We start from the raw sequence: 15,777 nt of genomic DNA on the forward strand, positions 1-15,777 counted from the left end.
CAAAATTAGTGATTTGACAGGTAACATTTAAAATTGACAAACAGTTTTTAAGTAAGGTGAAATCTGCTGTCTTTCAGGGTGGTTTTCTTTAAAATTACCAGTTTAATAGGCGTATACATATGGTGCGGGGCCAGAAGTTAATAAGGTTATGGTGGATCAAATGGAATTTCTGGGGAGACCCTATTTTTCACCTCTTTGCTGACAGACAGTTGTTAATAGCAGTAGACAAACTCGTATAATATAAACAATAAACGCGCCTATTGCTATTAAACACCCAGTGGTACTAAAACAAAAATGGGGACTTTTCTTGAAGAAAAACCCCCATTTCATAGCATTGCAACCTTAATTGCAACGTATGCCAAGTTACAGTTATCCAGCTTCACCGGCGCTTTGCCTAAGCAAAGTTCAGGATCTGGCTTTCATGATAGTACTCAAACGATACGATTTTATCATACTCAAAAAAGTTACTTTCTGCAGCTTTGCCATTTCAGATCGCCAACCAGTCGTTGTGACCCCTTCAGTATACTTTTTCAAATCCGGTATCAGGTTCTCAAAACTAGTTTGAGGGTGCCGACCAGACCGTTTTATGAAACCGCTTTGCTGTGACTTTAGTCATTTCAAATTATCAGCCGAATGGCCTTAACTCCTGAATAGCGTATTTCTCGTATCACCACTACTTACCTGACACTCTTTTGTGTCTGCCGTGATTATCTCTCACTTGGTTTATCTAAGGTCGTAACAATATCTTTGCGGGCAAAAAAATCGGAAGGTTTGTTTCCCACAACTTTCCCACCGGTTTTGACCCCTAAAAGCAGGTGGTTATACACATATTTTCAGTGATAATCACACGATTATCCACATTTCGCAACACAAGTCTGGAAAATCAGAATTCAAGATGGAATACAGTGCCTTTTTTTAGCTCTGACTGCACCGTGATACTGCCATTGTGGAGCTTCATGATCTGCCGTGCAAAGCTTAACCCTATACCTGTGCCTTTCTTTTTTGTGGTATAAAACGGTGTAAATATCCGGTCTATGGTTTCTTTCGACATGCCCGGGCCGTTGTCTTCAATCGTCATGGCTATTTTTCTTGCCCCGGCTCTCCTTACGGCTATTGAAATTTCTCCGTTTTCTGCTCCATCCAGAGCTTCAATAGCATTTTTTAGCAGGTTGATCAAAACCTGCTCCAACAGCTCATGATCGGCCTTTACTTTTAACTCGCTGGCTTTTATATCCAGTGTTAGTCTGATGTTCGATTTTTCAAGATCGGGTTTCAATAGTGAAGTTAACCGCTCTATCATGCTCACAATATTGACATCAGTGATCTTTAGCTCAGGGGTTTTGGAGAAATCCTTATAGGCATTGACAAATTTTAACAAACCTTTGCTTCTGTTTTCTATTGTTTGAAGGCTTGTTATGATATCCTCCTGGTCATCGGCAGGGAGCTTCGAAAGGTCTTCATTATGTAGCATCTGGTTGATGGCACTGCTTAATGACACAATCGGGGTGACCGAATTCATAATTTCATGGGTCAATACACTGATCAGCTTTTGCCATGCTTCCACCTCTTTTTGCTCCAGTTCGATGTGGATGTTTTGCAGGAGCACGAGTCTGAAACTCTTGTTTTGAAGGATAAAATCTTTGACATGGAGTGAAAGCTGTATGATTTCATCTTTTATATACGCTTTGATCACCTGTCGCTCACCGGAGTGTAAGGTGACAATGGCTTTGTGTAATGCAGGGTCTATGGCTTCAATATCCTTGATGTTTTTGAGATACGGTTTTTTCAGCAGGTTTTTGGCTGCCGGATTTATCAGCTCTATTTCCCCATCACCGGTGTAACTGATGATGGATATTCCAATATTCTCATTTAAAGTGCGGAGGTATTGATACTGAGACTCCTTTTCAATGCTGATCTTCTGAAATTCTTCAATGACGGCATTAAAAGCCTGACTTAACTGTGCCTGGTTTGATCCTTTGCCTGTACCCTTAAAAATATTGGTGAAGCTGCCTTGCTTGATGGACAGGAGAAATTGGGTGAGGTCGCTGTTTGTCTTTTCTACATACCACGTGAGGCTGGTAGCCACGGAAATAAGCAAAATACCGATAACAATAGGAGTGAAAAGCCATTCGGTTTTGATCAACACAAAAGCCAGCATCAGCGACAGTACCATGATCAGCAGCACCCGGATGATGATATTTAGTCTAAAGTTTTTGAGGTTCATATTTCAGGTCGCTCCTACGTACGGAGCTGATTTTCTGTGAGAAAGATAGGCTATAAACAGGTCGCCCGTACCGGGCTTATTCTATATTTTGTCCAATTTGATACACACTAAGCGGTGAGCACGGACCCTATATATTTTGGACTATTCAATTCAATTTAGGACATGAATTTAGCCCGGTACGGGCGACCTGTCTATAGAAAATATTATTGTAAACACCAGCACCATAGGTGCGTTCTGTCCTTATTCGATCCATTCAAACAAATATTTTTCGTTGTAGTCAACATTGAATTTATTTAGAAAAGATACATATTCTTCTTTGAATGATGTTCGTTTATGGCGTTCGTCCTGATTATTGATATAGTTTATGACAACACCTAACTGAGAATGTGCATAAGAAAAAGCACCGAAACCAGTTTGCCATTGAAATTTTCCTTTAACCCAATTTTTGGCACTTATAAAGTTTGATGATCCTGCCTTAATATCCCTTACAAGATCAGAAAGCGCAATTGTTGGTTTTAGTCCAACCAGAATATGTGTATGGTCTGGCATACAATGAATTGCCAATAGTTTTTGACCTCTCTTGGAAATAATGCCACTGATAAACTTGTGGAGTTCTTTTTTATGAGCTTTTGGAATCAGACGTGCCCTTCCTTCTACGGCAAAAATGATGTGAATGTATATTTGGGTGTACGTATTCGGCATAATCAATAATTGCGTTCAAGGCTAATATCTGATTCCATACTTATCCATTTTCCGGTAGATGGTGGTGCGGCCGAGGCCTAGTTCTTTGGCGGCTTTGCTGATGTTGCCTTTGTTTTTTGCAATAGCCTTTTCAATAGTACTCTTTTCCACCTCATCCATATTGATGCTGTCGATGGAAGTAGTACTTGCTCTCTGGTCGGTCAGCAGAAAACTGTCCTGACTGAGCACATTGTCATCGGCCATGATCACGGCCCTTTCTATGGCATGCTGCAGTTCGCGAATGTTGCCGGGCCACGAGTGATAGCAGAGGTACTCCATAGCTCTTTTGTTGATAGAAAGACTGGTTTTCCTGTATTTCTGTGCATAAACATTTAGAAAATGTTCTGCCAATAAAGGTATGTCTTCAACTCTGTCGCTTAATCTGGGCACGTGTACCTCAACCGTGTTGATGCGGTACAGCAGGTCTTCCCGAAATTTGCCCTCAGCTACCATCCGGAGCAGGTTGCTGTTGGTAGCGGCTACTATACGACAGTCTACCGGTATGGGCGCATTGCCTCCAACTTTTACAATTTCCTTATGCTGGATAGCCGTCAACAACTTAGCCTGCATAGGAAGCGACAGGTTGCCGATTTCATCAAGGAATAAGGTGCCTCCATGCGCCAGTTCAAACCTGCCCGTCCTTTCCTCCCGGGCATCAGTAAAAGCGCCTTTTACATGGCCAAACAGCTCGGACTCAAACAGGTTTTCGGAAACAGCTCCCAGATCCACCTTGATGAAGACGCTGGTACTGCGGTCGGACTTATTGTGAATTGACCTGGCTATCATCTCTTTGCCTGTTCCATTGTCTCCCAATATCAGCACATTGGCATCTGTGGCGGCCACTTTGTCTACCGTGGAGAAAATCTTTCTCATAGGTTCAGCGTGTCCTATAATGGCTTCTTCCGAGGAGGTTAGCAACCGGTTAAGGCTACTGTTTCTGCTCTTCAACTCTTCTACCTCCAATTTGGACTGGCTATGGTTATAAGCAGCAAGAACCGTAGCCTGAAGCTTCTCATTTTCCCACGGCTTTACTACAAAGTCGGCAGCGCCTATTTTCATGGACTCCACAGCCAGTTTGATGTCTCCATACGCAGTCATCATAATCACCTGCTGGGTGGGGTTTTTAGTCATGATATTCTTTAACCAAAAAAGCCCTTCTTTGCCGCTGGTAACGCCTGCAGTATAGTTCATGTCCAGCAGTATTACTTCATACCGGTTATGGTTGATCAGAAAGTTAATTTGCTCAGGGTTGCTCTCTACGGTAATATTGGTAAAGTGCGGTTTCAAAACTATTCTGGCCGTGTGCAGTACATCCGGGTCATCATCAATAACCAGAATATTGGCAGCTACTTTATTCATAAAACACCTGTTTAAAAAAATCTAATATAGGTGTTTCATTCTGGAACAGAAACCGGTTGTTATTTTATTTTCTTCCTGGCAAACCACAAGTCCCTGATGGAGATGCCCAGGTTAATCTCGTTGGTAGTTTCATAGATGAGGCTGTTGCTTGTGGTGCCGTTAAATTTTCGATGATACGAAATATTGATGGCCCCATGGGTTTTCAACGGCAGGCCCAGTCCGGCGGTGATGCCCCATTTGTCGAATGACGTATCATCAATATCGAGATATGAATTTTCGATATAATAACCCAGGCGGTAGCTTATATTAGAAGCATATAACAAACCTTGCCGGTTTGGTGTAAACTCAAACCCGAACGCATACCTCCAGGTGTCATTAAGTTTGTCAACATCGCTCATTTCAACATTGCTCCATTCATTAAACTCCACATCTGCTGCCAGCATAAACTTGTTGCTCACCAATGAAATACCCAAGCCTGCTTTCTGAGGCAGTGTGTAATCATTATTCTGATCAATCTCCTCGTAAATGGTTTCTTCGTCAATATCAGAAAGTTCGGTGGTGGCGTTGCCATTAAGACTGGTTTTATCATCGTAAATGGCACCAATGTTTATGGCGAATTTTTCTCTTCGAATCTTGTAATTTAAACTAAAGTCAAGGTTTAATTTATGCAGGTAAGTTCTTTGCGATACCAGGAAAGACTCTTGCGAACCTGTGCTAACTGCCCCTTCCTGGTGAAGGATGCTGCCGGTAATAAACCTAAGGTTAGCCCCCAACGTGAAATTAGGCAATACCTCATAACCTTGACCGAAATAGATCTCATTAAGGCCTCCCGATCCTGAATATTTTACATTATAGAGATTTCCCTGCGAGCTGACTACATTATTTTTTTGGATACTATACCCTACTTTACTGAAGGGAGCAATACCCACTATGCCTGTCCATTTGTTGTTAAACCTGAACCAATAGCTCATTTGCGATAAACCGCCATCGGACAGTTTTTCACTTGATTCCGATGTGGTGTAGGTGGTTTGGTTATAATAGATGCCAAAGTCAAACATATGGGTATAATATCCGCCAACCTCCGTATTGGCTGCCGGGTTTATGCTATTAGCCCAGTATGGGCTGTTAAGGCCTATAGATGTAAAGCCCATTCCCTGGTTTTGGATAGTGGCTTTGTTTTGTAGCTCTCCCAGCCCGAACATGGAGTAGGCAGAGCCTGCCTTATTTTGAGCCAGAGAAGAGGTGGTTACACCCATAAGTATAGCCACCACTACATTCAATTTGAAATCAGTCATCTTCATCGTATTCTTCCAAAGGTTTAAATTCCCAAAGGTCATCAAATCGGGAACTGCTGTTTTGTCCCAAAGCCACATAGCCTCTGCCGTTTACTGTGAAAGCCACAGCACCTTGCCTTGCAGACCCTTCAAATGACGTTTTTTCTGTCCATACATCCAGTATAGGGTCATACTCCCAGGTAGTGTTAATGTTGGAGCTGGCAATTCCGGTAGTTATGTATCCGAATTCTCCTATGGAAAAGGCCACTGCAGATGCCCTTATAATGGTATAATCATCATCTTCAGTTAAAATTTCTTTGGAGGTCCAGTCGACATTGGCTGCGTCAAACTCCCAAAAGTCCGTTTGGTATATCCCATTATTCAAACCTGTGCCCACAAACACACGGTCTTCTATCATTAGGCTGACAGCGCTTTCGCGTTTTTCCCCCTTCACACTCACTACCTGTTGCCAGGCAGCAGTAGCAGGATCGTATTCCCAGATGTCTTTCAGGTAGTTACCGTCAAAGCCTGTGCCCACATAGCCTTTTGCATTGGCAGTGAAAGCGATAGCCCTGATCCGTGCTGACCCTGCAAAGTCTTCGATCTGCACCCATTCGTTAGATTCTGCATCGTATTTCCAAAAATCCCTGAGCTCATCAGTACCATCATAGCCTGTGCCCACGTATCCCGTATTGCCAATGGAGAATGCTACTGCCCCGGTACGTCCTGCCCCGGGAAAATCGGCCACTCGCTGCCAGAAATTTTGCTCCGGGTCGTACGACCAGAAATCGGTAAGGTAGTCATCACCATCGTACCCAAGGCCCACATAGGCTTTGCTTCCGGCTACAAAAGCTACGGCTCCGGACCGTGCTACACCTTCAAAAGAGCTTCTTTTTACCCAATTGCCGTCTTCCACGGTATCATCATCGTCATCATCATCTGCACAACCGGCTACTGCCAGTCCCAAGCTTAAAAAAGCCAGAATTCGAATGTATTTAATCATTTTTCAATCGTATTAAGTTTAAATTAATTTGAGCTTTATAGTCTTCATTTTGCTGGTCACCGAGTACGATATAATCCAGGCTGCTGCTAAAGCCGGACTCGGTTGAAGTGATCAACAAAGCGTTTTCATTATTTTCAGTCAGAGAAAGCTGGTAGGTTACAAATTCTGTGATATCTGCACTGTAATAGGTATCAAGGTCATACTCGTCGTCTAGTGTTAGTTCCAGAGTATATGAAGTTGAACTGATACTGGTGTTTTTGTTATTTACATAATACATCGTCAGAGTTTGAGGCAGCAATTGCTCCGATGCATATTGATCTCTGATGGGTCTTAGCCGTATTTCGGCATTATTCAAAAGCAGGTCGGGATTGTCTTCTATGATCTTTTTCAAATATGGAAGTTCTATCCTTATGGCGATACCTGCGCCAGATTGCATATAGGCAGTTTCACCAGTTAATGATGACGCTAACCCCTCATCGTCGGAAGTGATATTCTCCAGGGCAGTGCCTGTATAGTCGGCTTCAAAGCTATTGAAGTATACTTCTCCGGAGCTTTGATTGGTTAGAGCCAGGTATTTTTGCTCTGAGGGTATAGTGGAATTATCAGTGTAGTAGATCTTAACTACTGGTGATACAGCAAAACCTATAACTGCTTCTGCATCTTCTGTAGCACTAATTTTTATACCCTTAAAGAAATCAAGAAAATCTGCCGGATAGGAATACAGGTTGTCGCTGTCGAAAGTTTCTTCAAATAACTTTAGCCCCAAAGTATCTGATAGCCTGATTTCGATTGAGCTCCCGGTATGAGGTCTGGGAGATACAGTTTTTTGTCCCAGCATCGCGGTGTCACCATAAATGTCCCTTTGGGTATAAAAGCGGCTTGTATTATACAGGTTGCCGGTTTCACTGTTAAGCTCTATTTCTTCATAGAGCTCGTCAACGATCAGCGTAAAGCTCTTGGTCGTATCGTTTAGAAAATAATTGTTATACTCTAGCACGAGGGTGATAGAGTCATATCTTACTTCCTTTTCATCGAGCTGGTATGCGGAAGAATCGGGGGTGAGCTGTAGGTAGGCCGCGGCATTTACTTTCCCAAAATAGGTGTTGGACGTCCGTCCGACAACCAGGCCTTCGGGTGAAGAAGTTATTGAACTGTCAAATTTAACCGTTGAAAGCTTCATGGTCAGGGAATCCCATGTAGCCAGTTCAAATGAAACATCATTGAAAAACTGTGCTCCAGTGGTAAAGTCTTCGTCATTGCAGCTTATCATGCTGCAACCGAGGAGTAAAAGCAATAAAATCCGGTTGGCCTCAATCTTTTTCATGACCCCGAAGATGTGCATTGCGCTTCTGAGACAAAAAAATATTCAACCAAGGGAGCACTTCGATCAATGAATGTTCCTAAAATCTATACCTACAGTCCGGCTAGACGTTTACGACCACTACAATGATGACTACCAGCAGCAGGATCAGGGTCAGGGTTTGCAGAACAGGATCGGTTTTCATAGGCATTATTGTCCAATAAAATATGATCTGAGCAAGTCATTAGAATTTAAAAGGAGGAAGTGCACCGGAGAAATTGCGGTGGAATACGACGGCCCTTTATCAGGTGCTGATGATGCTACGATCTCCCGGATATCATCCTTCCACTGTTTGCATTCGGGAGCAAGTTGTCCCTGTATCTCGTCCAGGCGTTTTTTATGACCATTTAATATACCTCTTAGCTGGTCAACCAGTGATCTTGTGATCAGTTTGTCACTCTGTAGCTCAACCTGCTCCTTTTCCATTAGTTGTTTCAAATACACCTGGGCATCCCGTATCGTTTTTTTCTCATCCTCAGACAATTCGTTATCGAAGGCTTGCCGGGCTGTAATAATGACTGGGATTACTCTTGATTCATAATATCTGACAACCATAGAATTATGCGCTAATTTATTATCAGGGTGAGGGTCAGCCACTGTTTGACCCGGTGAACACAAAAGGCTGCCATATAGCCAGGCGATTTTAACAACAAGTGCTTTCATGGGTATTGATGTTTTTATTTACAAAGCTGATAGAATGGATCGGGTGTGTAAATTTTTTTCAACCAACCGTTGGGAATCTTCAATGAAATGAGCGCAGTGGTTTTAGAGTAAAAGACAATTCATGGGGCTTTAGTGGCTAATTTGACTGACCTTCGTCGATTTATTCCTGACGTTCGTTGAAAATAAAATATGCTGAGGCACTATTTCGTTAGATTTCGGAAATGAATAAAATTAACTATAAGACCATTGGTATCCATTTGCTTGCCTGGCTGACTTATGGGTTTATAATTTTCAATTTGATATCATCATTTCGCGGAGATTATAACCACAGCCTCTGGTTCGATCTTCGGATACTGACTTTGCATGCCCTGGCTTTTTACCTCAATGTGTACTTTCTGTTGCCAAGGCTAATGGAGAAGAACAAGTACATGGCTTATTCTTTTTCAATCATACTGGTGCTGGTCTTTCTTTATTTCGTGAGAGAACTCTTTGCCTTTTTTGAACCTATAGACCGTTTTGCTTTTATAAGGGATATTTTTGAAAGGCCTTATCCTGCCTATCAATTGGAAAAGGGGATGTTTGCAGATAGTGCCGTACGAACATGGCCCTTTACAGATAGTCTCATTATGAGTAAGACAGAGCCTCCGTTTATAGGAAGTCAAACACGTCCCGTACCAGGACTTTTTATTAAGTCATTTGGAGATACTGGATTTACACGTGCCGCTATTCGCTTTAATCCACCATTACTCATGGATATACTGTCTTCCATTGCTATTCTCTTTATAAGTACCACCTACTGGGTCACCAAACAGGCGCAGAAGCGTGAACAGATGGAAATGACGCTTAAAAGTGAAAACCTTGATACAGAACTAAAGCTTCTGAAGTCACAGATAAACCCCCATTTTCTATTCAATGCTTTAAATAATATTTACTCCCTTAGCTACCGAAATCAAAAGATGGCGCCCGACATGGTTATGAAGTTATCGGAAATGCTGCGTTACGTACTTTATGAAACCAATGAGTCGAAAGTTACCTTGGATAAAGAAATAGCTTACATCAACAACTACATTGATTTCCAAAGGCTAAAGACTGATAATAAGGCCAACATCAACATTCATATCGATATCCATAACCCGGAACTGCTCATTGAGCCTATGTTGTTGATCCCTTTTATTGAAAACAGCTTTAAGCACAGCAATATTGATCACCCGGACGGCTGGGTTAGCATTAACCTCACCACTTTTGGGAAGGCCAGTGTGCTTTTTGAAGTTAGCAATAGTAAGCCTGTAACAGAATTTACCAAAGATAATACCGCAGGGATTGGCCTTGAGAATGTTGAAAAGAGGCTTCGGCTGCTATATCCCGAAAAGCACGACCTCACTGTTGAAGAAAACCGGGATTCTTTTACTGTTAAATTAATAGTTATCCTATGAACGCCTCATGTATTATTGTTGATGATGAACACCCCGCCCGGGTGCTGCTGGAGGATTATGTAAGCAAGATGCCTCAGCTCAAACTTGCCGGTGTTTTTAGTAATCCTATTGAAGCCATAGCTTTCATGAACACCCGGCAGGTGGACATTATCTTGCTGGATATCCAAATGCCGGAGTTGAGTGGCATAGAATTTCTAAAGTCGATGCCGAAACGCCCGAAAGTAATTTTTACAACAGCTTATCAGAACTATGCTTTACAGGGCTATGACCTGGATGTAGTGGACTACTTGCTTAAACCTATTAAATTCGAACGCTTTTTACAGGCAGTTAACAAAGCCTGCGACCTTCTTAAGCTCGAACAAAAAGGTACTTCAACAGTTATGGAACAGGTGATCAGTGTAAAGGCTGACCATAGGATACATAGGGTCAGTGTAGCTGATATTCAATACATTGAGGGCCTGAAAGAATATGTCCGGTTCCACCTTGACGGTGAGAAGCTTATAACCCTGGAATCGTTAAAAAGACTGGAAGATATACTGCCTTCAGGCAATTTCATCCGCATACATAAATCATATATTGTAAATAAGGCTAAGGTAAAGTCCATCTACGGTAATCAGATTCAGTTAAGCAATAGCACCTATGTGCCTATCGGGAAGCTGTACAGAAACGATATTATGGAGCGCTTGTTTACATAAATGTTCCGATACGGAACAATAAAATGTTTCGTATCGGAACACACAACAGAATGGTTTCTATGTAATTTGTCCAAAATCAGCGTTCTGCCCTCATGGCACATTCTTGGGTATGCCAATATGTGAGAATTTTCACTAATTTAACTCACAATGCTCAGGAACTACTTTAAAATTGCCCTTAGAAATTTATTAAAGCAGAAGGTTTACTCTGTGATCAACATTTTTGGCCTGTCCTTCGGTATGGCTTGTGTGTTGCTCATCGTAGTTTATGTAAAGGATGAGCTCAGTTACGATAAATTTCACAAACATGCCGATGATATTTACCGGATAGCATGGTTTTCCAATAATCCGCAAACACGGACACCGCACCCGATGGCCCTGGCGCTTGTAAAGGACTTTCCGGAGGTGGAGGCTGCCACGTCATTGTCTCCCCTATGGGGTGCCGGACTTACCAAACAGACATTTTCCGTCCGCAATCCCGAGAAGGATATCACCCATGATGAAAAAGGCATTCTATCTGTAGACAGTACCTTTTTTGAGGTGTTTTCATTTGAATTATTGAAAGGGAATAAACAGGAAGTACTGCGAAATGTAGGCGGTATTTTACTCTCAGAAACCCGTGCCAGGAAGTATTTTGGCGATGAAGACCCGGTCGGAAAAGAATTGGCAATTAACGATGACCGTACCTTGCTCATGGTTGAGGGTGTTTTTAAAGATGTGCCTCAAAACTCGCATTTTCATTTTGATGCTTTAATATCATATGTAACTATGAAAGCATTAGAGGGGCGGGATAGTCCTTACTACACCTGGGCCGATTTTGGGCACTACAATTATATCCGGCTGAAACCGGGAAGTGATCCTGATAAGCTGGAAAGCCAATTGATGCAGTGGGCCATGAAATATGTGGACGTACCCGAAGAGGAAATGCAAATGGCCATGCAGAACGGCATGCATTTTAAACTCCAAAGGCTGACAGATATCCATCTTGGTTCCCGGATCCGCTGGGAACTGGAAGCAAATGGTAACAAAGAGTATGTCTATATCATGTCGGCGGCAGCCCTGCTGATCCTGGTCATTGCCTGCATAAACTTCATGAACCTGACTACAGCTCGTTCTACCGAAAGGGCACGGGAGATTGGGATCAGAAAATCTTTAGGTGCTTATAAATCCCAGGTAAGCCTGCAGTTTTTAGGCGAGTCGCTGCTCACTGCTATCTTCGCCATGCTCGTTACCGGCCTTTTAGCAGAAGTATGCCTGCCATTCTTTAATGTTATTACCCATAAATCATTAAGGATAAACTACCTCCAAAACCCGGAGTTAATACTCATTTTGGTTGGAGGTACGATTATAACAGGTCTTGTAGCTGCATTGTACCCTTCACTCTTTCTTTCTTCCATGAACCCGGTGGTAAGCTTGAAAGGTGTTGGAAGGCTCAAACCCAAAGGAGCCGGATTCAGAAAGATGCTCATTGTGTTTCAGTTCATTATTTCCATGGCCTTACTCAGCGGTAGCCTGATCATCTATAATCAGCTACAGTTTATTCATAACAAAGACCTGGGCTTTGACAACGACAAGGTAATCGTGATCCCTTTGAAGAACGAGGATCTGAGTGAGAAGCTGGAGTCTATGAGGACAGAGTTGAGTAAGATAAAGGGGATTACATCCGTGTCGGCAACTTCTAATGTACCAGGAAGACAGTTTAACCAAAACTCTATCTCCAGGACGGATGACCCTCAAAGCAGGGTATCCGCATCAGAAACCTATATAGACTACAGCTTTTTTGAAACGATGAGTATAGAGTTTGCGGCCGGCAGAGGCTTCTCCAGAGATTTTCCCACAGATTCCAATGCATTTGTTATTAATGAAACTGCTGCCAAAAGCATCAACCTGGCAGACCCGGTTGGCAAAGAGATAACCTGGTACACTGACAATAACAGACGAGAGCCCTTAAAGGGCACAGTCGTTGGTGTGGTTAAAGATTTCAATTATGGCTCCCTGCATGAACCCATCAGGCCTCTGCTTTTTTATCTGGCACCTGCCTATAATGATATGTTGATAAAGGTTCAGGGAGAAGATTTTGCAGAAACTATTGCTGCTGTGGAACAAACATGGAAAAAATTTGAGAACAGGTTTGAGTTTGAATACTCCATACTGGCCGATGATATGGGTTTGCTTTACGAGGGTGAGAAGAAAACAGCCAATGTTTTTGGGGGCTTCTCTGTAATCGCTATTCTCATAGCTTGCTTTGGCCTTTTTGGTATAGCCTCATTGAGTTATTCGCAAAGAATAAAAGAAGTGGGGATACGCAAAGTTATGGGGGCATCAGTATTCAGGATCCTTACCCTGTTGGTGAGGGATTTCTCGGTGCTGATCGCTTTGTCTATCATCATCGCTATCCCGGTAGCCTGGGCTATTATGGATAACTGGCTCGAAAACTTCACCTACCGTATCGGGATTTCCTTTTTTGATTTTGCAATTTCAGCTGTAATACTGGTACTGGTGGCTCTGGTAACAGTTTCTTACCTCACGGTCAAAACGGCCTACAGCAACCCTGTAGATGCTTTAAAGGAGGAGTAAAAACGATACTATGATCTACAACTATCTCAAAATATTACTCCGTATAACGCGCCGCCAGCATTTTTTTGCAATAATCAATTCTCTGGGCCTATCAGTGGGCATGGCTGTATTCATCCTGATCATGCTTTGGGTTAACCACGAGGTAAGCTTTGACGGATTTCATAAAAATGCCGGAGATATTTACAGGGTCAATACTGTTTGGAAGAAAACGGGGGAGAAGAGTGCAAGTACTCCGGGTAAATTGGCAGAGGCCATAAAAACATCTATTCCTGAAGTTGAGCTCGTGGCACGTTTACACTCAAGCAGCGATCAGTCATTCTATACATACGGCGATAAAAGCTTCTATGAAAACAAAATCGCTTATGTTGACCCGGCATTTTTTCAAATGTTTGATTTTCCCGCCATTAAAGGAGGTGCTTCCAATTGGCTGGAGCCATCAGGTTCTATGGTCATTTCGGAGACCATAGCCAGAAAATATTTTGGAAGCGAAAACCCGATCAACAAAGTGCTGACCTGGAATAACAGGACTGATAATATAGTTACGGGTGTGGTGGCGGATTTTCCTGATAACTCACACCTGCAATTTAATTTCATCTATTCCCATAACGACCTGCAGCGGTATTGGCCGGGAGGGTATAGCTGGACTAATTTCGTTCACAATACTTATTTACAGCTTAAGCCGGGAGCCGATATTGAAGCCGTAAACAAAAAGTTAACGGCGCTTCTTTTTAACAATACCCCGGCATCCCGGGAGGAGGTTCATGAAATATATTTACAGCCACTAGAGGATATATACCTTGACCCTAAGGTTTCTTCTTCAGTGGCAAAACAGGGTAATCGGCAGTACGTAAATATTTTCTCGATAGTAGCCTTGGCCATTCTTGCCATAGCCTGTATTAATTTTATAAACCTGTCCACTGCGAGGGCTGGAAAAAGAGCCCGGGAAGTTGGGGTAAGGAAATCACTGGGAGCCAGTCGCAAGAGTTTGATCATCCAGTTTTTCTCCGAGTCCCTGGGTATGGCATTCATCTCCTTTCTGGTGTCAATGCTCCTGGTTGAGATTTTCCTGCCGGCCTTTAATCAGCTTGTACAAAAAAACATTGACATCGACTATGGCAATTGGAGGTTCCTGGGTGGGCTGGCCGTAATGGTATTTCTAACGGGGATCATATCGGGAATTTACCCTGCCCTGCTGCTTTCTTCATTTAAAACCACCTCTGTGCTTAAGGGTGCCCCTGTCAAAGAAGGTCATAGCCGGCTGTTTAGGAAGGGGCTTGTAGTCATTCAGTTTACTGTTTCCATGCTATTGATCATCGGTTCAACGGTAATTTTTAAACAACTCTATTTTCTTCAAAACAAGCAGCTTGGTTTTAGCAAAGAAAACACAATTTACATACCAGCTCAGGGAAATATTACCAGTAAATATGAAATGGTAAGACAGGAGCTTCTTCAAAGCCCTCACATTGCTGATGTCACCGCCAGGGAATCATTACCTATGGTATCTATTAACACCAATTACATCACCTGGCCGGGTAAAGAATCGGATTTGAATTATTCTGTTGAAACTATAGCCGTGGATTATAATTTCATGGAAACCATGGGAGTCAAATTTAGCGATGGCAGGAATTTTTCTGCAGAGCATGCTACTGATGCAGATCGTGCTTTCATAGTTAACCAAAGTGCCGTCGAAATGATGGAATTGAAGGAGCCGGTGGGCACGGAAGTTTCAACGCGAGGCCGTGAAGGAGAGATTATTGGCGTTATTCCTGATGTAAATTTCAAATCCCTGCATCAACCGGTCCAGCCACAGTTGTTTTATGTCTTAAAAGATTTCCAGAGCATGACCATGCAGCTCTTCGGAGTAGTACTGATCAAGATAGCGGGGAATGACCCTTCTGCCGCTATTGAGGATATACAGAAGGTGGCAAAAAAATACAATCCTGATATACCCTTTGAGTACCATTTTCTGGATCAGGAAATAGATGCACAGTATGCATTTGAAGAACGCTTAAGCAAAGTCAGCAATTATTTTAGTGGCCTCGCAATAGTGGTTTCATGCCTTGGCCTGCTGGGGTTAGTTACATACACTACCCAGCAAAGGGAGAAAGAACTGGGCATAAGGAAGGTTCTTGGTGCCTCACCGGCTCATTTACTTCGTAACCTGACCGGCGATTTCCTTCTTCTGATCTTACTGGCCTGGCTAATGGCAGCTCCGTTAGGCTACTACCTGCTTCATGAATGGCTGCAGGGTTTTGCGTATAAAATCGACTTGAACATAGCAACATTTCTTGGAGCTGGTGCAGTAGCTCTGCTTGTTACCTTATCGATAATAGGTACTCAGCTCATACGTGCTATACACACAAATCCGGCAGAGGTGCTTAAATGTGAGTAGGCTGGTGTTTCATGGCGGAACATAGGTGTTTCAAAAAGGAACAGAAAGACCTGATTTAT

The 15,777-nt window shown here is 42.7% G+C and carries 11 protein-coding genes; 4 read left to right on the plus strand and 7 right to left on the minus strand.

The genetic code is table 11. From position 1 onward, the window contains the following. Positions 1-883: 883 nt before the first annotated feature. The 7 genes from LVD17_RS08090 to LVD17_RS08120 form a co-directional block, all read right to left on the minus strand. Complete coding sequence (locus LVD17_RS08090; protein ID WP_233765999.1) at positions 884-2,224, minus strand: sensor histidine kinase; 1,341 nt, start codon at positions 2,222-2,224, stop codon at positions 884-886. Positions 2,225-2,464: 240 nt separating this feature from the next. Continuing rightward, on the minus strand, positions 2,465-2,926 hold the full coding sequence (gene tnpA, locus LVD17_RS08095) for an IS200/IS605 family transposase (RefSeq protein ID WP_233766001.1): 462 nt from the start codon (positions 2,924-2,926) through the stop codon (positions 2,465-2,467). Between the two features lie 21 nt (positions 2,927-2,947). Further along, positions 2,948-4,324, minus strand: a complete 1,377-nt coding sequence (locus tag LVD17_RS08100; protein ID WP_233766002.1) for a sigma-54-dependent transcriptional regulator — start codon at positions 4,322-4,324, stop codon at positions 2,948-2,950. 59 nt (positions 4,325-4,383) lie between these two features. Next, positions 4,384-5,619 (minus strand): BamG family beta-barrel-assembly machinery protein, encoded by a 1,236-nt coding sequence (gene bamG, locus LVD17_RS08105; RefSeq protein ID WP_233766003.1) that lies wholly within the window; start codon positions 5,617-5,619, stop codon positions 4,384-4,386. Then, positions 5,612-6,601, minus strand: a complete 990-nt coding sequence (locus tag LVD17_RS08110; protein WP_233766004.1) for a Kelch repeat-containing protein — start codon at positions 6,599-6,601, stop codon at positions 5,612-5,614. Before LVD17_RS08110 ends, bamG begins: the two co-directional genes overlap by 8 nt. Beyond that, entirely contained in the window at positions 6,594-7,925 is a 1,332-nt protein-coding gene (locus LVD17_RS08115) for a DUF4270 family protein (RefSeq protein ID WP_233766005.1), read from the minus strand. Before LVD17_RS08115 ends, LVD17_RS08110 begins: the two co-directional genes overlap by 8 nt. 186 nt (positions 7,926-8,111) lie before the next feature. Then, positions 8,112-8,624: a hypothetical protein gene (locus LVD17_RS08120; protein WP_233766006.1), complete on the minus strand. Its 513-nt coding sequence runs from the start codon at positions 8,622-8,624 to the stop codon at positions 8,112-8,114. A 221-nt stretch (positions 8,625-8,845) separates the two neighbouring features. Between LVD17_RS08120 and LVD17_RS08125 the strand changes: the two genes are divergently transcribed. The 4 genes from LVD17_RS08125 (at position 8,846) to LVD17_RS08140 (ending at position 15,718) form a co-directional block, all read left to right on the plus strand. After that, positions 8,846-10,057 carry a sensor histidine kinase gene (locus LVD17_RS08125; RefSeq protein ID WP_233766007.1) on the plus strand — a complete coding sequence of 404 codons (1,212 nt, stop codon included), beginning with the start codon at positions 8,846-8,848 and terminating at the stop codon, positions 10,055-10,057. Beyond that, positions 10,054-10,752, plus strand: a complete 699-nt coding sequence (locus tag LVD17_RS08130) for a LytR/AlgR family response regulator transcription factor (RefSeq protein ID WP_233766008.1) — start codon at positions 10,054-10,056, stop codon at positions 10,750-10,752. Before LVD17_RS08125 ends, LVD17_RS08130 begins: the two co-directional genes overlap by 4 nt. A 147-nt stretch (positions 10,753-10,899) precedes the next feature. After that, a complete protein-coding gene (locus tag LVD17_RS08135) occupies positions 10,900-13,326 on the plus strand; it encodes an ABC transporter permease (RefSeq protein ID WP_233766009.1) in 2,427 nt (808 codons plus the stop codon). Positions 13,327-13,336: 10 nt separating this feature from the next. Further along, positions 13,337-15,718 carry an ABC transporter permease gene (locus tag LVD17_RS08140; protein WP_233766010.1) on the plus strand — a complete coding sequence of 794 codons (2,382 nt, stop codon included), beginning with the start codon at positions 13,337-13,339 and terminating at the stop codon, positions 15,716-15,718. Positions 15,719-15,777: the final 59 nt, after the last annotated feature.

Source organism: Fulvivirga ulvae, assembly GCF_021389975.1.
Taxonomy (GTDB): Bacteria; Bacteroidota; Bacteroidia; order Cytophagales; family Cyclobacteriaceae; genus Fulvivirga; species Fulvivirga ulvae.